This window comes from Exiguobacterium sp. s102 (assembly GCF_018618635.1).
Classification (GTDB): Bacteria; Bacillota; Bacilli; order Exiguobacteriales; family Exiguobacteriaceae; genus Exiguobacterium_A; species Exiguobacterium_A oxidotolerans.
In genome coordinates, this window is record NZ_JACSML010000001.1 from 515,089 (window position 1) to 541,281 (window position 26,193).

General features: G+C 47.4%; 21 protein-coding genes. 18 read left to right on the forward strand and 3 right to left on the reverse strand.

All coding sequences use genetic code 11. The annotated features are described in order from the left end of the window. The 11 genes from yihA to KNQ02_RS02515 all read left to right on the forward strand — a co-directional run bounded on the left by yihA (nt 1) and on the right by KNQ02_RS02515 (nt 16,182). Nucleotides 1-582 carry a ribosome biogenesis GTP-binding protein YihA/YsxC gene (gene yihA / locus KNQ02_RS02465; protein WP_088837556.1) on the forward strand — a complete coding sequence of 194 codons (582 nt, stop codon included), beginning with the start codon at nt 1-3 and terminating at the stop codon, nt 580-582. A 268-nt stretch (nt 583-850) separates the two neighbouring features. Further along, nucleotides 851-2,002, forward strand: coding sequence for an AI-2E family transporter (locus KNQ02_RS02470; protein ID WP_214768700.1), 1,152 nt, complete (start codon nt 851-853; stop codon nt 2,000-2,002). Between the two features lie 200 nt (nt 2,003-2,202). Next, nucleotides 2,203-3,543, forward strand: coding sequence for a glutamyl-tRNA reductase (gene hemA / locus KNQ02_RS02475; protein ID WP_088837554.1), 1,341 nt, complete (start codon nt 2,203-2,205; stop codon nt 3,541-3,543). A gap of 82 nt (nt 3,544-3,625) precedes the next feature. Further along, a complete protein-coding gene (gene hemC, locus KNQ02_RS02480; RefSeq protein ID WP_088837553.1) occupies nt 3,626-4,552 on the forward strand; it encodes a hydroxymethylbilane synthase in 927 nt (308 codons plus the stop codon). Further along, nucleotides 4,542-5,228 (forward strand): uroporphyrinogen-III synthase, encoded by a 687-nt coding sequence (locus KNQ02_RS02485; RefSeq protein WP_214768699.1) that lies wholly within the window; start codon nt 4,542-4,544, stop codon nt 5,226-5,228. The genes hemC and KNQ02_RS02485 overlap by 11 nt, the downstream gene beginning before the upstream one ends. After that, nucleotides 5,225-6,214 carry a porphobilinogen synthase gene (hemB, locus tag KNQ02_RS02490; protein WP_214768698.1) on the forward strand — a complete coding sequence of 330 codons (990 nt, stop codon included), beginning with the start codon at nt 5,225-5,227 and terminating at the stop codon, nt 6,212-6,214. The genes KNQ02_RS02485 and hemB overlap by 4 nt, the downstream gene beginning before the upstream one ends. After that, nucleotides 6,211-7,521: a glutamate-1-semialdehyde 2,1-aminomutase gene (hemL, locus tag KNQ02_RS02495; RefSeq protein ID WP_214768696.1), complete on the forward strand. Its 1,311-nt coding sequence runs from the start codon at nt 6,211-6,213 to the stop codon at nt 7,519-7,521. Before hemB ends, hemL begins: the two co-directional genes overlap by 4 nt. A gap of 334 nt (nt 7,522-7,855) precedes the next feature. Further along, on the forward strand, nt 7,856-10,492 hold the full coding sequence (locus KNQ02_RS02500) for a valine--tRNA ligase (protein WP_214807251.1): 2,637 nt from the start codon (nt 7,856-7,858) through the stop codon (nt 10,490-10,492). Between the two features lie 56 nt (nt 10,493-10,548). After that, nucleotides 10,549-11,799 (forward strand): bifunctional folylpolyglutamate synthase/dihydrofolate synthase, encoded by a 1,251-nt coding sequence (locus KNQ02_RS02505; protein ID WP_214807252.1) that lies wholly within the window; start codon nt 10,549-10,551, stop codon nt 11,797-11,799. A gap of 73 nt (nt 11,800-11,872) precedes the next feature. Next, complete coding sequence (locus tag KNQ02_RS02510; protein ID WP_214807253.1) at nt 11,873-15,475, forward strand: DUF5057 domain-containing protein; 3,603 nt, start codon at nt 11,873-11,875, stop codon at nt 15,473-15,475. A 17-nt stretch (nt 15,476-15,492) separates the two neighbouring features. Next, nucleotides 15,493-16,182 (forward strand): ankyrin repeat domain-containing protein, encoded by a 690-nt coding sequence (locus KNQ02_RS02515; protein WP_214807254.1) that lies wholly within the window; start codon nt 15,493-15,495, stop codon nt 16,180-16,182. Nucleotides 16,183-16,223: 41 nt separating this feature from the next. On the opposite strand, the gene KNQ02_RS02520 is transcribed toward KNQ02_RS02515, so the two are convergent. From KNQ02_RS02520 to KNQ02_RS02530, 3 genes are read right to left on the reverse strand one after another with little or no spacing between them, the layout of a single operon-like run. After that, on the reverse strand, nt 16,224-17,795 hold the full coding sequence (locus KNQ02_RS02520; RefSeq protein WP_214807255.1) for a type II secretion system protein: 1,572 nt from the start codon (nt 17,793-17,795) through the stop codon (nt 16,224-16,226). A 17-nt stretch (nt 17,796-17,812) separates the two neighbouring features. Continuing rightward, complete coding sequence (locus KNQ02_RS02525; protein WP_088837546.1) at nt 17,813-18,430, reverse strand: PilW family protein; 618 nt, start codon at nt 18,428-18,430, stop codon at nt 17,813-17,815. Continuing rightward, nucleotides 18,393-18,917 carry a type IV pilus modification PilV family protein gene (locus KNQ02_RS02530; protein ID WP_214807258.1) on the reverse strand — a complete coding sequence of 175 codons (525 nt, stop codon included), beginning with the start codon at nt 18,915-18,917 and terminating at the stop codon, nt 18,393-18,395. The genes KNQ02_RS02525 and KNQ02_RS02530 overlap by 38 nt, the downstream gene beginning before the upstream one ends. 173 nt (nt 18,918-19,090) lie before the next feature. On the opposite strand from KNQ02_RS02530, the gene KNQ02_RS02535 reads away from it, so the two are divergent. The 7 genes from KNQ02_RS02535 (at nt 19,091) to KNQ02_RS02565 (ending at nt 26,191) form a co-directional block, all read left to right on the forward strand. Then, nucleotides 19,091-20,425 (forward strand): VanW family protein, encoded by a 1,335-nt coding sequence (locus KNQ02_RS02535; protein ID WP_239456736.1) that lies wholly within the window; start codon nt 19,091-19,093, stop codon nt 20,423-20,425. A gap of 25 nt (nt 20,426-20,450) precedes the next feature. After that, on the forward strand, nt 20,451-20,768 hold the full coding sequence (locus KNQ02_RS02540; protein ID WP_088837544.1) for a hypothetical protein: 318 nt from the start codon (nt 20,451-20,453) through the stop codon (nt 20,766-20,768). Between the two features lie 8 nt (nt 20,769-20,776). Beyond that, on the forward strand, nt 20,777-22,441 hold the full coding sequence (locus KNQ02_RS02545; protein ID WP_088837543.1) for a GspE/PulE family protein: 1,665 nt from the start codon (nt 20,777-20,779) through the stop codon (nt 22,439-22,441). After that, the gene (locus KNQ02_RS02550) at nt 22,438-23,481 is read left to right on the forward strand and encodes a type IV pilus twitching motility protein PilT (protein ID WP_088837542.1); all 1,044 of its coding nucleotides are present in this window, start codon (nt 22,438-22,440) and stop codon (nt 23,479-23,481) included. Before KNQ02_RS02545 ends, KNQ02_RS02550 begins: the two co-directional genes overlap by 4 nt. A 4-nt stretch (nt 23,482-23,485) precedes the next feature. Further along, nucleotides 23,486-24,703, forward strand: a complete 1,218-nt coding sequence (locus tag KNQ02_RS02555; protein WP_088837541.1) for a type II secretion system F family protein — start codon at nt 23,486-23,488, stop codon at nt 24,701-24,703. 136 nt (nt 24,704-24,839) lie between these two features. Further along, entirely contained in the window at nt 24,840-25,364 is a 525-nt protein-coding gene (locus tag KNQ02_RS02560; protein WP_214807260.1) for a type II secretion system protein, read from the forward strand. A 71-nt stretch (nt 25,365-25,435) separates the two neighbouring features. Then, nucleotides 25,436-26,191: a prepilin peptidase gene (locus KNQ02_RS02565; RefSeq protein WP_088837539.1), complete on the forward strand. Its 756-nt coding sequence runs from the start codon at nt 25,436-25,438 to the stop codon at nt 26,189-26,191. The last annotated feature ends 2 nt before the right edge of the window (nt 26,192-26,193 follow it).

Here is a 26,193-nt window from a genome sequence, read left to right on the forward strand (position 1 = left end):
ATGAAAATTTATAAAGCAGATTTTATTACAAGTGGTGTCAATCCGGAGCATTATCCGGAACCACTTCTTCCGGAAGTTGCACTTGCGGGACGGTCGAACGTCGGAAAGTCGTCGTTCATCAATAAGCTCGTACAGCGGAAGGCGCTCGCGCGTACTTCATCAAAACCAGGGAAAACACAAACGTTGAACTTCTTCAATATCAATGATGAGCTCATGTTTGTCGATGTACCCGGATACGGCTACGCGAAAGTTTCGAAAACGGAACGGGAAGCCTGGGGAAAAATGATGGAGAAGTATTTCACGACACGTGAAATACTAAAAGGTGTCGTCTTACTCGTTGACATTCGTCATGAACCATCGGCAGATGATGTCATCATGTACGACTTCTTAAAGTACTATGATTTATCCGTCATCGTCGTCGCGACAAAACTTGATAAAATCAAGCGTGGTCAGCGGGATAAACAAATCGCAGCCATCAAGCGGAAACTGCAATTTGATGGTCAAGATACATTCATTCCGTTTTCTTCAGAAACGGGCGAAGGTGTCGATGCGGCATGGGAAGCGATTTATGCTCATTTGTAAGAGGTACAACTGATTGAAGGTAAAAGGCAATGTTCACAAGATGAACATTGCCTTTTAATTTATTATTTCGAAAATAATATAGATAAAAAATAGCGATGTATCTATACTTAATATTGTAAAAAGATAAAGATTATTTCCAGTTCTCTTTTGGACATAGCTTTCATCCAGCGTAAATCTTGATGAAAAAGATGAAATAATAACAAATTAATGGAATAGCAGCTTTAAAAAATATGCTATACCGGAATTGAAAACTGTAGGAGGCTTATTCGTGGACTTACTTCGAAACAAATGGTTTAAAGCATTACTTTGGATACTAACGATTTTCTTAGTCATCTGGGTCGGGACGAAAATCTCGTTTTTATTCCAACCGATTAAAGTGATGCTTGCGTTAATTTTCCCACCACTTATCATTGCAGGAATTTTTTATTACTTTACACTTGGAATCGTTGACACCTTACAAAAACGTGTCAAAAGACGTGGACTTGCCGTTCTGATTGTTTTACTCGCTTTTGTCGGGATTTTGACGCTCATCATTACGTTGATCGGTCCAATCCTCGTCAAACAGGTGACGGAGTTTGTCACGAGCATCCCGAATCTTGTCGTAGAACTACGTGATCAAACGTTGAATCTACGCGATCAATTGATGGACAATCGTTTTATTTCGAACTGGGTTCAACACAATACGGAATTGTTTGACGAGTGGACGAATGAAGCGACGTCATATATCGGAACGCTCTTCAAGTCCGTTTCGGCATCTGTCGGAACCATTTTCGGTGTCATCTCTTCGACGGTTCTAATCGTCGTGCTCGTTCCGTTCATTCTCGTCTATATGCTGCTTGACGGGTACAAGTTTCCTGACTCGGTCGTTAAACTTTTACCGAAAGGCTATGAGGCAGAAACACGTAACATCTTACATGACATGCACGTGACGGTTAAGCACTACGTCAATGGTCAAGTCATCGTCTCACTCTGCGTCGGATTGATGTCGTTAATCGGTTTCTTCATCTCAGATATTCAATACGCTTTGTTACTCGCATTATTTTGTACGGTGACGAACATCATTCCGTATCTTGGACCATATATCGGTGCTGTTCCTGCCGTCATCGTCGGATTCATCGATGATCCGATCAAGGCGCTTTATGCAATCATCACGATCGTTATCGCACAACAGATTGAATCGAATTTGATTTCTCCGTATGTTCAAGGGAAAACGTTAAAAGTGCATCCGTTGACGATCATCATCGTCTTGCTCGTCGCCGGTAAAATCGCCGGTATCATCGGCGTCATTTTGGCTGTTCCGACATATGCTGTCTCCAAAGTCGTCATCCAGAACATTGCTCGTATTTATCGTTTACGTCAGCAACAGTTCGACTTGCAGACCGAGAGCTCGACAATCATTACCGATTCTTCCAAATCCTAACGATAAGCCCTCTGCTGAAACATTCGAGCAGAGGGTTTGTGATTTATTCGAGAGAGGGATAGGATGAAAGAATACTTTTCACAACTTTGACTCATTTTAGTTTATAAATTGATTGGAATCTTTTTTATAATGGTTATAATGTAGAGTAGAGAACAAAAGATAGAGGAGAATGAAATCTTTAGACGTAAGGGGTAGAGCGCATGCATATCGTAGTTGTCGGTTTAAATAATAAGACGGCGCCTGTATCAATACGCGAACAAGTCTCATTTGGGGAACATGAGATGAAGGGAGCGGTCGTGGCGTTACGAGATGAAAAGAGTATTTTCGAGAGCGTCATCGTGTCGACTTGTAACCGGACCGAATTATATGTCGTGACGGATCAACCACACACAGGACGCTACTATACAAAACGTTTTCTTGCGAACTGGTTCGGTTTGACGATGGAAGAACTTGAACCGTATTTATTCATCCATGAAGGGTTTGATGCGATGAAGCACTTGTTCCGAGTGACGAGTGGTCTCGATTCGATGATCGTCGGGGAAACGCAAATTTTAGGTCAAGTGAAGACAAGTTTCTTTACAGCGCAAAAATTAGAAACGACGGGAACGGTCTTCAACAAACTATTTAAGGAAGCGGTAACGCTTGCGAAACGTGCCCATGCTGAAACAGGAATCGGGGAGAGTGCCGTTTCTGTCAGTGCTGCTGCCGTGACACTTGCAGAACAATTGCTCGGTTCTCTTGAAGATAAATCAATTGTCGTCATCGGTGCCGGTGAGACAGGTGAATTGACGACGTTGAACTTGTATGAGGCCGGTGCGCGAGATATCACGGTCTTTAACCGAACGCTTGCGAAAGCAGAAGAAGTTGCGAATCGTTTCGAAGGGTCTGCACATTCGATTAACGAAATGCAATGTGGTCTTCTTCGCGCTGATATCGTCATTTCTTCTACCGGTGCCAAACGGGCGATCATCAAGCGGGAAGATATCGCCGCTGCTCAACTGTTCCGCAGTGACCGTCCCTTCCTGTTGATCGACATCGCGGTACCACGTGATATCGAACCGACAGCGGGTGACTTACCTGGTGTTCATTTATATGACGTCGATGATTTAACATCAATCGTCCAACAGAACATGGCGGAACGGATGAAAGAAGCGGCTAAAATCGAGTTACGGATTGAAGCTGCCATCGCTGAGTTTGAAGGATGGATGACGACGCTTGGTGTCGTTCCAATCATTACGGAACTGCGCGATCAATCGCTTAAAATTCAGCAAGAGACGATGCAAAGCCTCGAACGGAAACTGCCGGACATGTCGGCCCGTGAAAAAGCCGTCATTGGAAAACACATGAAATCAATTATCAATCAATTATTACGTGAACCGCTCTCATACATTAAAGATGCCGCGGCAAAACCAGATGCAGAACAACGCATTGCACAGTTCATGGACACCTTTGCACTCGATGAAGAACTGTTTGATTCCTCGGTCGAAGACGTCGTGTTACAAGACGAAACTTCTGAACCACGCAAAGCTGTGAATCGGTGAACAAAGCTGTAATTGTGTTACAATAGAAAAGCATGGGGCGGACTTGTGCCGCCCCTTTATTATTGTACAGGGGGATTTTAGCATGCGAAAAATCATAGTAGGTTCACGCAGTTCGAAACTAGCGATGACACAGACGAAATGGGTCATCGAGCAATTGAAACAAGCGGGTGCTCCATATGAATTCGAAATCAAGAACATCATCACTAAAGGGGACCGAATCCTTGATGTGACATTGTCTAAAGTCGGCGGGAAAGGATTGTTCGTCAAGGAAATCGAACAACAGATGCTGGATGAAGAAATCGACTTCGCTGTCCATAGCATGAAAGATCTTCCGTCAGAACTTCCAGCAGGTCTTATCATCGGATCAACACCTGCACGTGTCGATGCACGGGATGCGCTCATCACAACAACAGGCGGCGGACTTGCGACCCTGCCTGAAGGTGCTACGGTCGGGACGAGCAGTTTACGCCGCGGCTCACAATTGCTTAAACTTCGTCCGGATTTGAAGATTGAATCGATTCGCGGAAACATTGATACACGTCTCGAAAAGTTGAAGACAGGACCATTCGACGGGATTTTACTTGCGGCAGCTGGTCTGCAACGGATGGGGTGGTCAGATGAAATCGTCTCGGAATACATTTCGACGGACGAGATGATTCCTGCTGTCGGTCAAGGTATCTTGGCAATCGAATGCCGTGAACAAGACCAGGAAATCCGTGATCTTTTAAATTTAATTCATGATCAAATGACTGAAAAAGTGGCCTTTGCCGAGCGGTCATTCTTATCCGCGATCGAAGGAAGCTGTCACGTCCCGGTTGGTGGTTTTGCGACGATCAACGAAGATTTATCGACGACACTCGTTGGTTTCATCGGTTCAGTCGATGGGACACAAATCTTGCTCGAACGCGAAACTTCGCTTGACCCGATGCAACTCGGTCAACTCGTCGCGGATCGGTTACTCGATGCCGGCGGTCGCGAAATTCTCGCATCGTTGCCGGATGACTTATAAACGGCTTGTCCTGACCGGGAGTCGGCCACCGAACTCGCAGCAAGTGCAGCGTTTAGCGGAACGGCAGATTGAAGTCATTCACGAACCAAGTATCGAGACGGTACCGGTTGCATTCGAATTGCCACCGGCACTTGATTGGTTGGTCGTGACGAGCCCGACAGGCGTCGAACGAATCGAGGCCGATTTACCACGATTACAAAAAACGAAAATTGCAGTTGTTGGGACAAAAACAGCGCAAGCCCTCGAACGAGCGGGGCGAACCGCGGACTTCATCCCATCTGCCTTTACGGGTGATGTTCTCGTCGCCGAGTTACAGCACCAACTATTGCCGAACCAACGGATTTGTTTTGCCCGTGGGAATCGGTCGCGCCAAGAACCACTCGAACACTTAAAACAATTCGTCTCAGCTGACGTCCTCGAAGTCGTGACATATGAAACGAACATCCGACGGATTCCACGAGAACGTTTGTCAGACGCAAATTTTATCGGATTACAAAGTCCATCGGCCGTCGAAGCACTCGCTTCGTTAGCACTTCAAACGTCTGCGACGTATGTCGCGATTGGACCGGTCACGGAACAAGCAGCGCGAGCAGCAGGACTGTATCCTCTGCGCATCGCGAAGACGTTTACGCTCGACGGATTGATTGACTGTATTTTAGAGGAGGAACTGTTATGAACACATTAGAATTCGCACGTCACCGCCGTTTGCGAAATACGGCTTCACTTCGCTCACTCGTACGAGAAAATCATTTGCATAAATCAGATTTGATTTATCCACTGTTTATCGCAGAAGGAGAAGACATTAAGCGGGAAGTTAGTTCGATGCCTGGTGTGTTCAACCTATCGCTTGATCATCTCGAAGCAGAAATCAACGAAATCGTAAAACTCGGTATCGAGTCGGTGATTTTATTTGGTGTCCCACATGATCATTTAAAAGATGAACAAGGCACAGGGGCATTCCATGATCACGGGATCGTTCAAGAAGCAACGCGTCTCGTCAAGAAACTCGCACCGCAATTGACGGTCATCGCGGATACATGTCTCTGTGAATATACATCGACAGGACATTGCGGCATAGTTGCGGACGGTACAGTCGATAATGACGCCTCACTCCCACTGCACGTCCAAACGGCCGTCTCACAAGCGCGTGCCGGTGCAGACATCATTGCCCCATCCTCGATGATGGACGGTTTTGTCGCTGCAATCCGTCAAGGGCTTGATGAGAATGGGTTCAGCCATATTCCAGTCATGAGTTATGGCGTTAAGTACGCTTCTGCCTATTATGGGCCATTCCGTGACGCAGCCAATTCAGCACCGGGTGAAGGTGATCGTAAAGGATATCAAATGGATCCGGCGAACCGCCGTGAAGCATTCCGGGAAGCAACGTCTGACGTAGAACAAGGGGCAGACTTCATGATTGTCAAACCAGCGCTTGCCTTCATGGACATCATTCGGGACGTGCGCGAGCGGATTGATTTACCAATCGTCGCCTATAACGTCTCAGGGGAATATGCCATGGTCAAAGCAGCGGCACTCAACGGTTGGATTGATGAAGAACGAATCGTCATGGAGACGATGCTTGGCTTTAAACGTGCTGGAGCAGATTTAATCATCACGTATTTCGCGAAAGACATCTGTCGTTACTTGGAGGAATCGAAATGAGCTTAACCAATCAGAACTCAAAATCAAAAGCTGCCTTTGAGCGGGCATTACCACTCATGCCGGGTGGCGTGAACAGTCCAGTCCGTGCCTATAAATCAGTTGGTATGACACCAATCTTTGCCGAACGGGCAAGTGGTTCAAAATTATACGATATCGATGGGAAAGAATACATCGATTACGTTTTATCATGGGGACCGATGATTTTAGGTCACGCCGATCCGATCGTCACGGCGGCGATTCAAGAACAGGCAACACGCGGTTGGAGTTACGGGACACCAACTGAAATCGAGTCAGCGATGGCAGAACTCGTCATCAGTCGTGTCCCGTCCGTCGAGGTCGTCCGGATGGTCAACTCGGGGACCGAAGCAACGATGGCGGCATTACGTCTCGCGCGTGGGTTTACAGGCAAAACGAAAATCCTGAAATTTGAAGGATGTTACCACGGACACGGCGATTCGTTGTTGATTAAAGCCGGTTCAGGCGTCGCGACGCTCGGTCTTCCCGATTCACCGGGAGTTCCGGCACAAATCGCCAGCATGACGCTGACGGTTCCGTATAACGATATGGACGCTGTCCGGACTGCCTTTGAAAAACATGGCGACGATATCGCAGGTGTCATCGTTGAACCGGCAGCAGGTAACATGGGCTTCGTCCCGCCGGCAGCCGGATTCCTCGAAGGGCTTCGTGAAATCACGGAAGCACACGGTACGTTGTTAATTTTCGACGAAGTCATGACCGGTTTCCGTGTCGGCTTCAACTGTGCCCAAGGATACTTCGGTGTCACGCCAGACATCACATGTCTCGGTAAAGTCATCGGTGGTGGTATGCCCGTCGGTGCCTACGGTGGACGCCGTGACATCATGGAGCAAATCGCGCCGCAAGGTCCAATCTATCAGGCAGGTACCCTGTCGGGGAATCCGCTTGCGATGGCAGCGGGGCTTGCGACCTTAACGCAATTAAAACCGGAGCACTACGAAGTGTTTGACCAAAAAGCAAATCGTCTAGCAGAAGGCTATTTACAGGCTGCTGCGAAATATAACATTCCGTTGACGACGAACCGGGCCGGCGCAATGTTCGGTGTCTTCTTCACTAATCAACCCGTGACGAATTTCGAACAAGCGAAAACATCGAACCTCGAGATGTTCCGTTCGTACTATCAAAAGATGGCGGCGCGCGGAATCTTCCTCCCACCGTCACAATTCGAGGGACTCTTCTTATCGACCGTCCACTCGGATGATGATATCGAACGGACGATTGAAGCCGTCGAACTGACGTTCAAAGAACTCCAGGTCGAATTTAACCGTTAAGGAGTTCTTGACGGGTGATGGACGTCTCGGATAAAATAAGGAAAGAATAATTTGGAAACAGCGTTGACGGGAAGAGTAGTCAGACAACAGACTGTAAGAGAGAACACATCCACCGGCTGAGAGATGTGACAGTGTGTCCCGACGAAGGTCACCCCACGAGCTGGTATCGTAAGCGCGAGCGAGCGATATCCGGATTCCGCACGTTACGCGGGCTAGAGGGCACTCCCGTTTTCGGGGTGAACTAAGGTGGTACCGCGGAAGAGCAACGGCTTCTTTCGTCCTTAGATGAGGACGAGAGTAGCCGTTTTTATTATGGATAAAAGGAGCGATTTAGATGCAGGAATTATCAATGCCGACGAAATATGATCCGCAGGCGACGGAAGAAAAATGGTACGATTTTTGGTTGGAAGGGGAATATTTCAAAGCCGATCAAGATCCGGAGAAAGCACCGTACACGATCGTCATCCCGCCACCGAACGTGACAGGGAAACTACACCTCGGTCATGCTTGGGATACGACGTTACAAGACATGCTGACACGGATGAAACGGATGCAAGGGTTCGACGTCCTGTACTTACCGGGAATGGACCACGCGGGAATCGCGACGCAAGCAAAAGTTGAACAAAAATTGCGGGCAGAAGGACAATCGCGCTTAGAAATGGGACGTGAGAAATTCCTCGAACAATCATGGGCATGGAAAGAAGAATATGCGTCAACGATTCGTGCGCAATGGGCGAAACTCGGACTTGGTCTGGATTACTCACGCGAGCGCTTTACGCTCGACGAGGGTTTATCTGAAGCGGTCCAGGAAGTATTCGTTAAGCTGTATGAAAAAGGTTTGATCTATCGTGGCGAATACATCGTCAACTGGGACCCGGCGACGAAAACTGCGATTTCCGATATCGAAGTCATCTATAAAGATATCGAAGGTGCGTTCTACCACCTCAGCTATCCGTTGACGGACGGAACAGGTCACGTTAAACTCGCGACGACGCGCCCGGAGACGATGCTTGGGGATACGGCAATCGCCGTCAATCCGAAAGATGAGCGTTACGCTCACCTCGTCGGTAAAACGATCATGCTCCCGATCGTCGAACGAGAAATTCCGATCGTCGCTGACGAATATGTCGATATGGAATTCGGAACAGGTGTCGTTAAAATCACGCCTGCCCATGACCCGAATGACTTTGAAGTGGGGAACCGTCATGACTTACCACGTGTCCTCGTCATGAACGAAGACGGAACGATGAACGAAAACGCCGGTAAATACGAGGGTATGGATCGCTTCGAGTGCCGCAAACAAATTGTCGAAGATTTGAAAGCCTCGGGCGTCTTGATTAAAGTCGAGCCGCACCTGCACTCGGTTGGTCACTCGGAACGGTCGGATGCAGTCGTTGAACCGTACTTGTCGCTGCAATGGTTCGTCAAGATGGAGCCACTCGCTGAAAAAGCACTTGCTGAACAACAGGGCGAGGATAAAATCAACTTCGTCCCACAACGGTTCGAAAACACCTACGTCCGCTGGATGGAGAATATCCGTGACTGGTGTGTCAGCCGTCAACTCTGGTGGGGACACCGTATTCCAGCCTGGTATCATAAAGAAACAGGTGAAGTGTTCGTTGGGAAAGAAGCACCTGCCGACATCGAAAACTGGGAGCAGGACAACGATGTCCTCGATACGTGGTTCTCGTCAGCGCTCTGGCCGTTCTCGACGATGGGTTGGCCGAATACGGATGCTGCGGACTACCAAAAATACTTCCCGACGTCGACACTCGTAACGGGGTACGACATCATCGCCTTCTGGGTATCGCGGATGATTTTCCAATCGTATGAATTCACAGGCGAACGTCCATTCAACGATGTGTTGATTCACGGTCTGATTCGTGACTCGGACGGACGGAAGATGTCGAAATCACTCGGGAACGGAATCGATCCAATGGACGTCATCGAAAAATATGGTGCCGATTCACTCCGTTGGTTCTTAACGACAGGTTCGACGCCAGGAAACGACCTACGTTTCTATTGGGAAAAAATCGAAGCGACATGGAACTTCTCGAATAAATTGTGGAACGCAAGCCGTTTCGCACTGATGAACATGGATGGTCTGACGTATGAAGAAATCGATCTGACGGGCGAAAAATCATTAGCCGATCAGTGGATTTTGACACGTCTGAACACGACGATTGCTGATGTGACACGATTATCCGATAAGTATGAGTTCGGTGAAGCCGGTCGAGTCCTCTACCACTTCATCTGGGAAGATTTCTGTAACTGGTACATCGAGATGGCGAAGTTACCGCTGAACGGTGAAGATGAGGTCGCTAAATTGACGACGCGTTCGATTCTTGCGTACACGCTCGACCAAATCATGCGTCTGATGCACCCGTTCATGCCGTTCATCACGGAAGAGATTTGGCAGCACTTGCCGCATCAAGGGGAAACGATCACGCGTGCGGCTTGGCCGACACGTAATGAGACACTCGACTTCCCGCAAGCAGTTCCTGCGTTTGAAGCTGTCCAAAACGTCATCCGGTCGGTCCGCAACATTCGTGCCGAAGTGAACGCACCGATGTCAAAACAAATCCAGTTGATGATTTCGACGAGTGACGACCAAGTACAGCATGACTTAGAGACGAACGTCTCATACTTGAAAAAGTTCACGAATGCTTCCGAATTACTTGTCGAACGCAGCATGGCAGCACCGGAAAAAGCACTCAGTGCCATCGTGACCGGCGCAGAATTGTTCATTCCGTTGGCTGATTTAATCAACATCGAAGAAGAAATCGCCCGCTTGAACAAAGAACTCGTCAAGTATACGAAGGAAGTCGAACGGGTCGAGAAAAAACTCAACAACCCAGGTTTCGTCGGAAAAGCACCGGCACATGTCATCGAAGAAGAACAAGCAAAAGCACAGGATTATAACGAAAAACGTGCGGCAGTCGAAGCACGGATCAACGAACTATCTCAATAATTTCAACAGTGGCTCAAGTTTCCTTGAGCCACTTTTTTTAAAGGAGCGGAGACAGAGTGGAGACGAGAGAAGACGTATTAGAGTGGTTGTCACGGTTACTGGCATTCGGTATCAAACCGGGATTAAGTCGGATGGAAGCGTTACTGGAAGAACTAAAGATTGATCCGGATGCTGTTCCGACGATCCATGTCGCGGGGACGAACGGGAAAGGGTCGACCGTCGCCTTCTTACGGGAGATGGGAATGGCGGAAGGGTTACACATCGGGACGTTTACATCCCCATACATCATTCAGTTCGAGGAACGGATCATGCTGAACGGAGTGCCGATTGCTGAAGCGGATCTCGTTAAGGCAGCTACTGCAGTGAAGCAAGCAATGACCGAGCTTGAGCCGACGATTGGTACAGTCACGGAATTTGAAGCGTTGACGGCACTTGCTTTCTATCATTTCAATCAAGTTCGTCCAGACTTCGTCATTTACGAGGTCGGACTCGGAGGGCTTTATGACTCGACAAACGTACTGAAGCAACCGAAAGCGGCCATCATCACCTCAATTGGTCACGATCATCAAGCGATTCTCGGAGATACGCTCCAAGAGATTGCCCTTCAAAAGTTCGGCATCATCAAACGGGGAACATCGGTCATTGCCGGGAAACTGCAAGAGGAATTGACGGTCCCGTTGATGGCCTATTGTGGCGACCGGGCGGCAACGTTGAAGTGGAGTCAGGAAGCCATCGTCTCGTACCGACTGAATGCGACCGGAACATGGGCGACGTATGAAGGAATTCCGGAAACACGACTTGGACTCGAAGGGCACCATCAAGTCGAAAATGCAGCGAACGCCGTCATCTTCGCAAAGAAGCTCGGTTGGTCAAAGACGGCGATTCGTCGGGGTCTCCGCAACGCCAAACATCCGGGACGGTTTGAGACAATCTCGCGCGAGCCGCGCATCATCTTAGACGGGGCTCATAATCCGGAAGGTGTTAAAGTGCTCGTCGACCGTCTAAAACAGGAAACAATGCCAATCGTCATCCTTTGCTCCATCCTGCGGGATAAGGATCGCCTTGCGATGATTAAACAATTTCAAGAAGTGACACCGATGATTGTGGAGACGACGTTTGATTTTCCGCGAGCCCGGTCGCTAGAAGAACTGACTGCGGATGGGGCAAACGTCATAGAACTCGATTCGTTTCTTGCTGAATACGAAGGGACTAATCAAACACTCATCGTAACAGGGTCTCTTTACTTCATCAGTGTCGTTCGTGAAAAAATACTGCGACAACGTTTTACAAAAAAGGGAAAACGCTAAAAGTCCTTGTATACTAAGATTGGGGTAATATAGTCCTATATTTTATGATCTTACGACGAGGAGACGATGGAAGATGAAACGGTGGTTACGTCTGTTTTTAGTCAGTGTACTGATCTTTACGAGTTTTAATTATATACAAGAACCACATACGAAGGCTGCTGCGGCAGATAAGTTGAAAATTCTTGAAATCCGGGATGCATGGTCGATGACGAACCGGATTGATCCAAATACGATAATCACCTCATTGCTCAACGGGCTCGATTCGACCCGCTATGAGATTGAAATGATGACGGTCAAAGAGTTGAACGCCTCTCGTTTTCCGTTAGATGGTGCGTTTGATGCTGTTGTCTTTGATCCATCCGTCTTCACAGGAACCGACCGTTATTCAATGACAATCTCGGATACGAAGAAAGCACATAATACGAGTAAGATTGAGAACGACATCACGAAGTTAAAAGGAAATGAAATCGTCAGTGCCTTCGTCAATAAAGGGCTGCCGGTTTTTCTACATCAAGATGTCTTGACACATACGTCAAGCAATTTTAATGCCATCTTTAAAGATCTTAAATCAAATGCATTGATTCGATATACGGATATTCAGACAGTCATGACGAAGTTAAAGACTCAAAAGGTCATCCGTCCGCGGCTAGAAGGTGTTTCCGTCAAACAAAACGGTGTGTCATTAACAGGAATCGATAAAGGGAAGTCAGCTGTTCCGAACGTTCCAATCGACTTCATGTACACGACGACGCTCGAGAACACGAATCAGTTAGCGCAACTGTATATCGACTTTGATAGCAATGACCAATTTGAAGAGTCGGAAAAGGTTGATGAGAAGCCGGCTACCAAAACGGGGGCATTGAGCTATAATTTCGATGCCCCGAGTTACACGGGACCTCGGAACTGGATGATCCGTGTGTCGAGTAGCGACGGACTGACCGACTACAAAACAGGTAGTTTCTTAATGAAGGACCAAGTCGCAGAAGCAAAAATCTTACAGGTGACGCGCAGTGGATCGACGGGTTCAATCAATGGCTTCATGAACACCGGTACGTTATTGAAAGAAACCGGGTACTATGATTTTAACGTCGAAGTCATTACGGCAGATACATTTAACAGTACGTACGCATCACGAAACTTAAATACGACGTACGACATGTTAATCTTTGGATTTCAAGATTCGTACGGAGCGGCGTCGCTGAATGATGCGGCCTCGAATGCAATCCTTGATTTCACGAACACCGGGCAAGGACTGATGTTGTCCCACGATACGATTTTCCGTCCAAGTCAGTCAGCGAATCCGGAACTGTTCTGGGAAAAGAAATTTGCCGGACTTGCCGGACAAAAGAACTTCACGAACATGGGGTACGGAGCACAGCGGACGTCAGGGAAGGCGGTCAAACAAAATGACGGTGTCATGACGTCGTATCCGTTTACGTTAGCGGATGAAGTCTCAATCGCAACAACCCATGACCAATACTTTGGTCTTGATTTAGAACAACCCGATTTAATTCCGTGGTACAACATTCGAGAAAACAAACTGGACGTCGATACGACGACTCAAAACGCGGGTCGTACCATCGGCGATGCCCGTAACCATTACTATATGTATACAAAAGGCAATGTCACCTACTCCGGTGCAGGTCATACCTCGACGTTCAACCAACAACAGGAAAAAGAACTGTTCTCGAACACGATGTACCGCGCCTTTATCGGGGCGAATCATAAACCGCTCATTAAAAATATCCTGCCAGCCAATCAAGCGAGTTATTTAGACAATGAACCAATCACGGTATCTTATAAGGTTAATGACTATGACTTACGCGATCGGGAATTGAAGACACGAATCTACATCGACAATGAAAAAGTGTATGAAAATAATAAACTAAAAAACAATTCGTTTGTCAGCCAAAGCTTTGATGCTAAGTTGACAGGGAAAACAACCGCGACAATCCGGATCGAAGCAGAGGATCAACGGGGGGCGAAAACGATTGAGACACGTACCGTCCAAATCGTTCAGCCATCCGCTTCATCTCCGTTCACATTATCACGGTCAATCGATCCGGCAACGATTCCGCAAGGGGAAACAGCAACGATTACGTATACGGTCAAAACAAGCCCGATGCTTCAAAAAGATGCCATCGGTAACAACGGCTACATCATGGGACAATTTTCAGTAACGATGGAAGATATTTTGTTTACAGAAAACTTCCCGAGTAATATCGAAGTCGTCTCAGCAACAGGTCTTAACGGTGCGAAAATCGTCAATCAAACATTGACGGGGAATGTACCGGACATCGAATATGATGAAGCGATTGAAGGGCTCCACAAAGGATTATGGATTGCAAAGCCGTCGGAACTGATTTTTACCGTAAAAGTACGAGCGAAGGATGCGGCAGGTGTTCATGTCTTCGATGAAAAAGAGAATACAATTGTTTCAACGAAGACCATTTACCGTGATAAGAAAAATGGCGTCGATAAATCGACTTCACTTGCGAACGATGTCCAGTCGTTCCCGAGACTAGGATATGCCTTATCGACCCGCTTTGCGACGGAAGCTAAAATTCCAGCTGTCCGGATGGATATCAACACGCCGTCTTATAAGGTATTGCCAGAAATCAATCCGGCAGGTAGTCAGTACGGCACATTGAGATGGTCGATTGAAGATACGAGCATTGCGAAGATTAACGATCAAGGCATCATCGAACCGAAGAAAATCGGAACGACGGAAATTAAATTGATTGTCCCCGTCGCGAATGGACGTGAATTAGTCGCGATTTCGAAGTTGACGATTAACGATGTCTTTGGTGGATTGATCGTCCGTGGTGTACCAAGCGAGTTATACGTCGGACAGACGAAAGCGATGACGGGCGAAGCAGCCATGTTGTCCGGGACGGATGCACCGATTAAATGGCTTGTCACGAACAACGATTTAGTCGAGGCTACCGGTCTGACAACAGATGAGTTATCGCTAACAGGAAAAAAACCAGGCACAATGACCGTTCAAGCCGTTGTTCCGGCATCGAGCGGCAGCACGACCTATTTAGCCCAGTCGCAAGTCTATACGATTGAAGTTAAATTACCGGAACTAGCCGTAACACCGAATAACCTAGAGTTATGGGTCAACACGACACAAGATGTCACGGCGACCTTTACACCGAGTATTCGATTACCGTTCACCGTTTCGACGTCTAGTCCGGCAATCGAACTCATTCAAACGGCGGCTGGTTACACAGTCAAGGGAATAACGGGGACACCGGCTGGTCCAGTCGACGCCTTACTGAAACTTCGAGATTTTACAGCGACACAAGCCATCACGAAAATCATGGTACGTGAAAATCCAAATGATTTGACGGCGAACGATTTAACACTTTCCATGCAGGATGTTCAAAAGCAGCCTGTCTTGAACTGGTTACCCGTGACGGCGACAGAGCGTTTTTATCGGTTGGAAGTGCTTCAGGGAAAAGAGTATGTGAAGATTGATTCATCGGCACAAGCCTTAAAACCGATTCGCCCAGGTGTCGCACGTGTCAAAGTGACGGCATTAAAAGCAGATCAATCGGTCCTTGAAGTCATCAAAACCGGTGCGACGGAGAAACAACCGTTGACGGCGACCTTTAAAGTGACGATTTCTTCTGAAGGTTCGAACACTTCACCAGATACGGATGTCTATTAAGTGATGGGGGAAATGACGTGAAGAAAAAGCAAATCATTAGCGTCGTTCTCCTGTTTCTAATCGGAATTGGAGCAACGACCTACTTGTTGATCGAACAGCGAAACCAGCAAGCGTTTGAAAAGAGTATCGATACGTCAGATGTTAACGCATTTGCGTCAGCAGTCGAACACGTTTCTTTATCGACGAAAGACCGGAATCAGTACATTCAGCAGTTCCAAGAAGCACTCGACTATGACAAAGCACTCGTTTTGCTGGACGACACGAGTGTTAAAAATCAAGTTAACTGGTTTTATGTCGCCCGGTTCGGACCAGCTTCTGTAGTTAAGCAATGGCTTGCTAAGGGGGCTTCCGTCGAGCAAACGAATGAGCAACAACAGACAGTCCTGCATGTTGCGACGAGCGTGAACCAATCTGCGGATGCTTATGCTTTACTGATTAAAGAAGCTACACGAAAAAATATCAATGCGCTCGATAAAGCTGGAAATTCGCCTCTCTATTATGCGACGGTCGATCAAAATGAGACTGTGATTAAGCAATTACTGACAGCAGGAGCAAATCCGAACGTCGGAACGCATCAGCCGATTTATGAAGCAGTCAAACAAGACCGACAGGATATTTATCAGTTGTTGATAAAGCAAGGTGCAGAAGTCAAAAAGACCAAAGTCAAAAAGGTGGCACGAGCGTATGGTGCGACAACATTTCAATGAAAAACCCCTCGACATCCATCAATGTCGAGGGGTTTTTTGCGTCAAGGAGTTGTTCGTTTCGGAGTCTCGACATACATTTTGACAGCCCGACTGAGTGGAAGCATCGACGTCGGATTTTTCAGGACACTCGCATCATATTTCAGGCGGAGACGAGATTGTACCGCGTCAGCAGATTTTTTCGTGTTCATCAAAGTGGTCAACGCGGTGACGTCTGCCGGGTAGTTCGCTTCCGGTAAGTCCAGCGTCCCGCGATACGCATTAACCTCAAGCTGTCCTTTTGTGAAGATACCGCCTTGTAAGTTCATCGTCGACCCGACTGAATAAATGCGATTCAAGGTAGGCGAATCACTGTAAAGAAAGGCATTCATGTCCGGTGCGGTTGTTTTAGGTGCGGAAAACTTATTGACACGATTGATCGTTAACGTTCCTTTGCTGAGTAAAATCAGAGTGTTTTGATTCGTTGAACTCGTGATGCCTTGAATGTTGGCATCATCTAACCGGCTTGAACCGGTCGAGAAGATGGTTGTCGCAAAACTGACGTTACCCCGAATCAATAAATCACCGAGGACGACGATTGGGCGTTTAATCTCAAGCGGTTGATCAATCGGATTTAAAGAAGAAATCGTCAAGTTCCCATCGATGATTAACGGTTCGAGCGATTCTTTAACGATATCATCGGTAATCGTCACTGTATTTTGCTCAGTCGGAGCTGGGATGATGATTTGTTTCTTTGTACTCAATTCATTCAAGAATGGTCCTGTCAGCACCGATTTTTCAATTGATTGACTCTTTAAGTAGGTCGGAACGGAGGCGAGTGGTGTGTTACTTGGAATCGTTAAGAAATCATTCAGGGCAAATTCAAAATCGAACGGAACGAGCGTGTCTTTCGTTGAAACAAGATCCGTTTTGGTGGTCGGATCAAAGACGGTCGCATCACATGGTAAAAAGTCTGTACATGTTAGAAGCGGTTGAGTTTGCGGCTGGAAAACACGAACTTGTCCATCGATGTATGGATGGGCCAGCTTATCTGTATAGTGGCCTATCTGACCGTTATAGATGAAGTTTGGCGTCGCAGAAACTTTGAGTGCTTCCCGCGAGAAGACGTTCCCTTCGATTCGTGGTGCTCCATTTAAGATGACTTGATTGTCGGACCCGAGCGTATAGTATAGAAAACTAGGAATCGCTGATAAATAGACCCGTTGAGTATAGGTCTTTTTGACCGTCGGTTGATCACCTTTCGTCTCTTCGACGTGAGCGGTCAAATCGAACGCTTTAACGCGGACGTTCGAGGCGGCTTCATTTAACTGAACTTCAACAAGAGGAGCCGACGTCTTCAAGGGGAGTATGATTTCATTCGGGATATCTGCAAATAGCTCTTTTGAGGAACTGGTTGGATTCTCTTGACTGGTTTTTGCGACGAGTTGTTGGAGTGCTGCGATCGCTTGATCGAGTTGATTTTGCGTCGCTGTATCGACTTCAATGTTTGTCCCGCGTATTTCCGTCAATCGTGTCGATTGCAGGCTGACACCAATCGTCGCGATTGCTAAGACCGATAGGACGGTCAATGTCACGAGTACGAACAATAGCGTATAACCTTCTTCAGATTTTTTCATGGGTCGTCCTTTCTGAACTAAAATCCAATCGTACTATTCAAGGTCTGTGTTTCTTCATTATCCGTCGACTGAATTCGGAGCGTCATCGTCAAAATGCCATGGACGACGTATCTGCCCGGGTAGTCACCGGTCGTGATGTCGACGTACTCGGGACTTGAAATCGTAAAGGTCTTTTTGATTTCTGTTTGATCATTGATGTTTTCGAGTGCACCTTCGTAGATGAGTATGTTTTCGTCAAGTCGTTGTGTTGCGAATGTATAGGTGATTGGAGTTGATGTGACTTCATTTTGTTGTTCGACATTGGCGTTGAACGGAATGAAGCCGTCCGTTCGCTCGAGTAGACCGGAATCCAGGTTAAGGCTAGGCAATGTCTTTTTATAGAAAGACAGCTCATTCGCTGTTGTGATGCGAATGGCATCGAAGCCGGTGATTTCATTTAAAATGAGTCCGACCGAACTATCGGCTTCGCTTCTGAGCTCACTGATGATTCCCGTCGCCTGAAAACTCTTTGTACCGGAGATGAAGACGGTCAGGATGACTCCGCTAAAAATAGCAGCGATGACGATGGCAACGAGCAATTCGACGAGGGAAAATCCGTCATTTTGTTGCGGGAAAACTTTGGTTGAGCGTCGCATTCGTAATCGATCCTTTCAATGATGTAATCGGGTCAGGTTGACCGTCGAGATAGACATAGACGTATAAATCGAGGAGGTTCGGATTTTCGATTCCTTCGATTTTATGCGGGGTAACACTGATTTTTACATCGAATGGCATATTATTTATTTCCGCATCATTGAAGATTGAGTCACAAATAGCCGATACACCACATGACGGCGTGTTCGGCGTCGGTATTGTATAGCTACCATTCTGATATGGGGTGCCTTTCGTCTGTTCAAGAAGTGTATCGAATACGAAGGGTCCGTTCTCCGCTTCGACGGCTTCCCGTTCGATATAAGAAGCGGCATTTTTCGCCAGGTAATTCGCAAACGTCAATTCCGTGCTATCACGAGAAGCGGATAAGGATTGGGAAAAAATGCTGATGAGTGAAACTGAAATGATTGAAAGAATCGTGATACTGACTAATACTTCGATTAATGAAAAGCCTTGTTGCTTGTTTTGCATGGATTCACCTCGTATCTGACTCAATATGAATTATCTATTCAAAAATGAAAAACGGTATGTATTCACACATGATGAAAGTTATTGTCAGGATAGGACTTATGTTTCATCATAATATTCATTATAATGGAAATACTAGACACCTGAAATGGTTATTTCATAAGGAAAGGAAACAGATGATGATAAATCCTAAACGTTTTGCAGTACATACGCTTCTTTTAGTCCTCTTGATTGCCTTGATCTATGTTCCTTCGTTTGCGCTGATTTCGTTTACGGGACAAGCAAGCGTCAGTGAAAAGTTTTCTGAAAGTGCGCGGATTGCCTCTGTTCCGGTTAGTGGTATGACACGGGAAGAAGCAAAACCGAAAGTTCAAAAAGCCATCACGACCTGGTCGAACAAAACGCCATTGACGATTGGGACGGGAGAAGAACTTGTTCCTGTTCCGACGACGCTCGTGACGTTTAAAGTGGATGAGGCCGTCGAAGCAGCTGCTTTAAAAAAGGGAGGCGACTTGGACATCACGCTTGACGAACCGGGCGTTGAAGCATTCCTCTCGACGCAACCGGTCGTATACACGCCGGAACAAACGACGGCATTTAAAGCATGGCTGACGAACATGGGACAACAACTCGAAGAGGGCAACTATGATCCGGCTGTCTCGACAACATCTCCATCAACGGAAGAAGTCGTTTCCTCGGTGTCCTTTACAACACGTTCAGTCGCCGAAGAACAGATGGTTGAGGCGATGACGCAAGTCGATTTAAAAGCCGGACAGTTGATGAATACGAAGACATACGGAATGGACGGTGTGGCGGCTTCATATATCGGCAGTAAACTATATGAACTCTTCGCAAAAACACCGTTTGAAATCGTCGAGCGGATGCCGCATGATCAATTGCCTGAGGGAATCACACTCGGCTACGATGTCCGAATTGATGAAAAAACAGATTTTGCCGTACGGAACACACAAGCAGTGAACTACCAGCTTGTCGCAACGAAAAATGGTAGTGACGTGACGCTTGAACTACGGGGAATGCCGTTCAAAGAAACGGTCACAGCAGTGCTTGAAGGTGAAAAATCAATTCCGTACCGGACGATCACCCGCTATTCAGCGACACTATCTGCTGGAACGACAAGTGATACACAGTCCGGGTCGGAAGGGACATCGATTGAACTGTACCGCATCATCAAGTCGAACAAAGGCGAAGAGAAAATGCTGGTCGCACTTGATTTTTATGCCGCGACACCGGCAATCATCACGAAGAGCAGTCAAGCGGAGCAAGCGCCGGTCGTCACACCACCTGCTGAAGATCCACAGGACGGGACGACGGATCAAACCGATGCTGAGTCCGATACGACGGATCAAACGGACCCAGAGTCAGATGTGACAAGTCCAGACGCACCGGCAACTCCCGATACACCGACGTCACCGGATACACCAGATGCTCCGACAGAAGGCGATCCAGCTTCTCCCGCCGAAAGTGATCCAGCGGAACCAGCAGTTGGCTAAAAATCAATAGAAAATGAGGGATCCTATGAACTGGACAGATTTAGCAATTGAGCTCGGAATCATTATTGGTCTGGCGACGATTATTTGTGGCTTGATGTTTGCGGTTCAAATCCCATTCATCGTGACGTCACGTGCGAAAGTTATTCTCTCGGTGATGGCACTTGTACTAGTGTTAGCACTTTACATGCTCGTCAAATTCGATTGGATGGCGAATCCGTTTGTCATTGCGGGATATATCGTCACACTCCTAATCGTTACAGCGATCACGAGTACGATTGACGAAAAACAACAACAGCGACCGACAGTACTTGATGAAGAAGAAACATGGCACGCGGAAGGGTGACGAACTAAATGGCAATGAAACGGAAACGTCTCGGCGAGATGCTGCTTGAAGAAAGTCTCGTCACGGAAACTCAGATTGAAGAAGCCTTGACGGTCAAACGGGCGACTGAAAAATTAGGGGATGCGCTCTTACGATTAGGGCATTTGACGGAGCAACAACTACTCGAAGCGCTCCATCATCAATTGAAGATACCAATCATTCAACTGTATAACTATCCGGTCGACGTGGCAGTCACGAAGCTGATTTCAAAAGATCTTGCTCAGCGCCATACGCTCGTCCCGGTCTACCGGGAAGGCAACCGTTTATTCATTGCGATGGCGGATCCGCTCGATTTGATTGCGATTGATGACCTGCGGCTTCAGACGGGGTTGATGATTGAAGTCGGCATCGCGACACGCGATGAAATCCGACGGACGATTTTAAAGTATTACGATATCGATTCATCACTCCGGGAGTTACTCGAATCCGATGAAATGATGGAGTCTGATGCGACGCGGGATGTCGTGACACGAGAAGATGCGCCAATCATTCGTCTCGTTAATCAAATTCTCGAGAATGGGATTTCGCAACGGGCATCCGACGTCCACATGGATCCGCAGGAAGCCTCCTTATCGATTCGGATTCGGATTGACGGGGAGTTGCGGACGGAGAACAACTACCCGAAACAAATTCAGAACATCTTGACGACCCGGATCAAGGTCATGAGTGAGCTTGACATTACGGAATCACGCTTGCCGCAAGACGGACGGATCAAGTACATCTATAATGGTCTCGCCTACGATTTCCGTGTCTCGACGCTTCCGACGGTCTATGGTGAGAAAGTCGTCATCCGGATTCTCGACAGCTCGAACTCGAATATCTCGATTTCGAAAATCGGATTTAGTGAACGCAATGAATCCCAGTTCCGGGAGATGCTGAAACGACCGAACGGCATCATCTTGATTACTGGACCGACAGGGTCTGGTAAGTCCTCGACATTGTATGCGGCTCTAAACGAATTGAATGATGAGAGCCGTAACATCATTACGGTCGAAGATCCGGTCGAGTACCAAGTCGACGGCATCAATCAAGTTCAAGTGAACAGTAAGATCGGCTTGACGTTCGCGAGTGGGTTACGCTCGATTCTGCGACAAGATCCGAACGTCGTCATGGTCGGAGAGATCCGCGATATTGAAACGGCGGAAATTTCGATTCGTGCCTCATTGACGGGACACCTTGTCCTGTCGACGTTGCACACGAACTCGGCCATCAGTTCGATCACCCGTCTGATTGACATGGGAGTTGAACCATTCCTTGTCGCGGCGTCGGTTACCGGATTGATTGCGCAGCGTCTCGTCCGTCGCGTCTGTCGTGATTGCGGGGAAGTCCAACCCCTTTCAAAACGCGAACAAGAGTTGTTTGCGCAAGAAGGGATCGAAGCGACGACCGTCATGCGTGGACGCGGCTGTTCGTCTTGTAACATGACGGGGTACCGGGGGCGACTCGCGATCCAGGAAGTCGTCATGATCGATGAAGTATTGCGACGGATGATTATGAACCAATCGACGGAAAGCGAAATCACGATGTACGTCAAGTCGCAAGGTCAACGGTTCCTGTTAGCGGATGGACTGACAAAAGTCGCCCAAGGAATTACGACGACGGAAGAAATCTTACGGACGGTGATATCAGAATGAGTACGATGGAACGCGCACAAATCGAAGACATTCTCAGATCGTCAAAAGAAAAAGGGGCTTCTGACGTCCATTTGACGGCAGGATCTCCCCCCGTCTTTCGCGTCAATGGAACATTGATTGCTTACGGGACGGATAAACTCAAACCGGTCATCATCGACGGGTTCGTTCAGTCGCTGATTACCGAGGAAATGTACCTTCAGCTCAAACAAGATCGTGACATCGACTTTTCCTTTGGTGTGACGGGTGTCGCCCGTTACCGCGTCAATTGTTTTTATCAACGTGGTGCACTCTCAATGGCTTTTCGAACGATTCCGACTGAAGTGCCGACACTCGAACAATTGGCGTTACCTCCTGTCCTCAAACGGTTTTTAACGAAACCGCATGGCTTGATTCTCGTCACGGGACCGACCGGGTCAGGGAAGTCGACGACGCTCGCTGCGATGATCAACGAAATCAATCAGACGATGTATAAACGCATCATTACGCTCGAGGATCCGATTGAATACTTACATAGTCATCATAAAAGTTTGATTGACCAACGTGAAATCGGCATTGATGCCCCGCGATTCGCGAGTGGCTTACGTTCTGCACTCCGTCAGGATCCGGATGTGATTTTGCTTGGTGAGATGCGCGACTTAGAGACGATTTCGACGGCAGTCACAGCTGCAGAGACGGGACATCTCGTCTTCGCGACCGTCCATACGTCGACCGCTGCCTCGACAGTCAGTCGGATCATCGATGTTTTTCCATCGGAGCAACAGGATCAAATTCGCGCCCAACTTGCAAATGTCCTGGCGGGTGTCGTCTCGCAACGCTTGATGCCCCGGTCCGATGGTACAGGCAGGGTCGCGGCGCTTGAAATCATGGTCGAGACACCAGCCGTCTCAAACTTGATTCGCACAGGTAAGGAATATCAGATTCAATCCGTTTTGCAGACCGGAAAACAGTATGGGATGCAGACGATGCAAATGGCCTTACAAGACTTAGTTAGTCGGGGACTGATCCCAGCATCAGCCGCGACACCTTACATATCGGGGTGAGCAGATGGCAGTATTCATGTATGAAGGTCGGACGATGGCCGGTAAACGGAAAAAAGGTAAGATTACAGCATTAACGAAACGGGAGGCGGCAGAACGTCTCCGGACAGAACAAATCGCCGTCACGTCACTTGAGAAACAAGAATCAAAAGGCTTAAATACCGAGATCACATTCTTAACGGCAAAACCGAAAATCGAACATTTAGTCATGTACGCACGTCAATTTGCGACGCTCGTCCGGTCCGGTGTCTCAATCGTTAAAGCGACCGAAATTTTACGGAAACAGACAGAATCGAAGCCGCTCGAGCGGGCACTCGTCGAAGTCGAAGATGATTTACGGAGCGGGATTCAATTTTCGCAAGCGATTGAGAAACATCCGCGCGTCTTTGATACATTCTTCGTCAGTATGGCGATGGCGGGTGAGGCGAGCGGGAATTTAGAAGAAGCCCTCGATAACATCGTCACCCAGCTTCAAAAACAGTACGAGATTAAACGGAAAGTCATTTCGGCATTGATTTATCCGGCCGTCGTTTCAATCGTCGCGATTGGTGTCGTCGTCTTCCTGATGTTGAACGTCGTCCCGACGTTCGCGTCGATTTTCGATCAACTCGGAAGCGAACTTCCATTAATTACGAAACTTGTTGTTGCCGTATCGGACTTTTTTGTCGCTTACTGGTGGGTCTTGTTGCTTGTCGCCTTCGGATTGCTCGGTCTGCTGTATTTTAATTTAAAAAATGAGCGGCAACGGGTCATCTTCGACAGCTTACTGTTAATGTTGCCGGTCTTCGGACCATTGATTCAAAAGTCACAGATTGCTTTGATGACGCGGGGACTCGCTGTATTACTGAATGCATCGGTCCCGATTCTTGCTTCGCTCGACATTACGGAGCGAATCGTCACGAACCGAATCATCCGTAAAGGAATCGCCGGTGCGAATGAAGCGATGTCGCGCGGGATTCCGATGCACGAACCATTAGAAAAAAACAAATATTTCCCACCTCTCGTGACACAGATGATTGCCATCGGGGAGGAGTCCGGGCGCCTGGACTCCATGCTGACAGAGGTCGCAGACTTTTATGAGACGGAAGTTGAAACAACGACGGATCGCTTGAAGTCAATCATCGAGCCGCTGTTGATTGTCGTCCTCGCCGCAATCGTTGGTGTCATCGTCATCGCCGTCGTCGTCCCGATGTTCAAAATCTATTCGGATATCCAGGGCGAATAACAACTGCGAAATCATTTACCTGTTGTCTAAAAAAGACATAATTAACTAAAATTATGGTGCTACTATAATAGTATTCATATGGATAGTATTACCTATACATCGAACTCAGAAAAAAGCACTAGGGAGGAATACTAAAATGTTAGAACGGTTCAAAGAAATTTGGTTAGATGCAAAACAAATGCGCGATGAGCGGGGCTTGACGTTGATCGAGTTACTCGTCGTTGTCGTTATCCTCGGAATTATTGCCGCAATCGCGGTAGTAGCGATTGGCGGATTGATTGAAAACTCACGTAAGGATGCAGTTGTATCCGATGCGAAACAATTAGTAGCGGCAGCGAAGTTGTATACATCTTCAAATCCAATTCAACCTGGTGAAAAGGTTAAATTAGGGATAAATGATGGTGGGAACCCTATCACAACTAAGGATGCAGTTACGACTGGTACTGGAGCTCCTAGAGAAGATTCACTTGGTAAATATATTGATGATATGAAAGATCCATTAAACTCTGACAATGATTATAAATCTTCTTATGTAGTAGTTACTGAGACAAAAGGTAAATACACTTACTCTGTTACGCTACTAAGTGAAAAATCAGCGAACGCTTACTTTACTAATAAAACACCGGGTGAATTGAAACGCTCAGCAATCGTGGTCAACTAAGTTTAGTTAATATTGATGCTACCCCCAACTCGGGGGTTTTTTTCTGAAGTTTTTTAAGAAAGGAGCCTAACATGACAATCGTTTTTACAGTCTATTTTTTCATTATTGGCATGTTGATCACGTCGTTTACAAATGTCGTCGGACTCCGGATTCCGGTGGGGGAATCGATTGTGCGACCGCGCTCGCATTGCCCGAATTGTGGTCACGTCCTCGGTGCGCTCGAACTGACACCGGTCATCGGCTATCTCGCTTTACGCGGAAAATGCCGTGTCTGCCAACTGCCGATCTCCGCGAAGTATCCGGCGCTGGAACTGCTTGGTGGCGTACTTTACGCCTATGCGTTCTATCAATTCGGATGGTCGATGCAATTCGTGTTGACACTTGTCCTGACGAGCCTGTTATTCATCCTCGTCATGTCGGATCTTGCTTACATGCTCGTCCCGAATAAAATATTACTCTTCTTTTTACCGATTAGTCTGATAGTTCGCTACCTTTCTCCATACGAGAACTGGTATAATCCAATTATTGGCGGAATCGTCGGTTTTAGTTTATTGTTTGCAATTTTTCTCGCATCACGTCAAGGGATGGGCGCAGGGGACGTCAAACTGTTTGGTTTACTCGGTATTTTTCTCGGACCACTCGACGTCGTGATTGCCTTATTCGTCTCGGCACTTGTCGGTTCCGTCATTGGGCTGACATTGCTCGGATTGAAGCGCGTCGAACGCAAGCAACCGATTCCCTTCGTCCCGTCGATTGCGATCGGGACATTACTCACTTATTATTTCGCGGACGATTGGGTGACGTTATACCTCGATCTGTTCCTATGAGA

What these genes read in the sequence shown, in the direction of transcription:
- hemC (WP_088837553.1), top strand. Translation starts at nt 3,626, where the DNA reads ATGCGAAAAATCATAGTAGGTTCACGCAGTTCGAAACTAGCGATGACA.
- KNQ02_RS02535 (WP_239456736.1), top strand. Translation starts at nt 19,091, where the DNA reads ATGATGATAAATCCTAAACGTTTTGCAGTACATACGCTTCTTTTAGTC.
- hemL (WP_214768696.1), top strand. Translation starts at nt 6,211, where the DNA reads ATGAGCTTAACCAATCAGAACTCAAAATCAAAAGCTGCCTTTGAGCGG.
- hemB (WP_214768698.1), top strand. Translation starts at nt 5,225, where the DNA reads ATGAACACATTAGAATTCGCACGTCACCGCCGTTTGCGAAATACGGCT.
- KNQ02_RS02545 (WP_088837543.1), top strand. Translation starts at nt 20,777, where the DNA reads ATGGCAATGAAACGGAAACGTCTCGGCGAGATGCTGCTTGAAGAAAGT.
- hemA (WP_088837554.1), top strand. Translation starts at nt 2,203, where the DNA reads ATGCATATCGTAGTTGTCGGTTTAAATAATAAGACGGCGCCTGTATCA.
- KNQ02_RS02555 (WP_088837541.1), top strand. Translation starts at nt 23,486, where the DNA reads ATGGCAGTATTCATGTATGAAGGTCGGACGATGGCCGGTAAACGGAAA.
- yihA (WP_088837556.1), top strand. Translation starts at nt 1, where the DNA reads ATGAAAATTTATAAAGCAGATTTTATTACAAGTGGTGTCAATCCGGAG.
- KNQ02_RS02525 (WP_088837546.1), bottom strand. Translation starts at nt 18,430, where the DNA reads ATGCGACGCTCAACCAAAGTTTTCCCGCAACAAAATGACGGATTTTCC.
- KNQ02_RS02540 (WP_088837544.1), top strand. Translation starts at nt 20,451, where the DNA reads ATGAACTGGACAGATTTAGCAATTGAGCTCGGAATCATTATTGGTCTG.
- KNQ02_RS02560 (WP_214807260.1), top strand. Translation starts at nt 24,840, where the DNA reads ATGTTAGAACGGTTCAAAGAAATTTGGTTAGATGCAAAACAAATGCGC.
- KNQ02_RS02530 (WP_214807258.1), bottom strand. Translation starts at nt 18,917, where the DNA reads ATGCAAAACAAGCAACAAGGCTTTTCATTAATCGAAGTATTAGTCAGT.
- KNQ02_RS02520 (WP_214807255.1), bottom strand. Translation starts at nt 17,795, where the DNA reads ATGAAAAAATCTGAAGAAGGTTATACGCTATTGTTCGTACTCGTGACA.
- KNQ02_RS02500 (WP_214807251.1), top strand. Translation starts at nt 7,856, where the DNA reads ATGCAGGAATTATCAATGCCGACGAAATATGATCCGCAGGCGACGGAA.
- KNQ02_RS02510 (WP_214807253.1), top strand. Translation starts at nt 11,873, where the DNA reads ATGAAACGGTGGTTACGTCTGTTTTTAGTCAGTGTACTGATCTTTACG.
- KNQ02_RS02565 (WP_088837539.1), top strand. Translation starts at nt 25,436, where the DNA reads ATGACAATCGTTTTTACAGTCTATTTTTTCATTATTGGCATGTTGATC.
- KNQ02_RS02550 (WP_088837542.1), top strand. Translation starts at nt 22,438, where the DNA reads ATGAGTACGATGGAACGCGCACAAATCGAAGACATTCTCAGATCGTCA.
- KNQ02_RS02485 (WP_214768699.1), top strand. Translation starts at nt 4,542, where the DNA reads ATGACTTATAAACGGCTTGTCCTGACCGGGAGTCGGCCACCGAACTCG.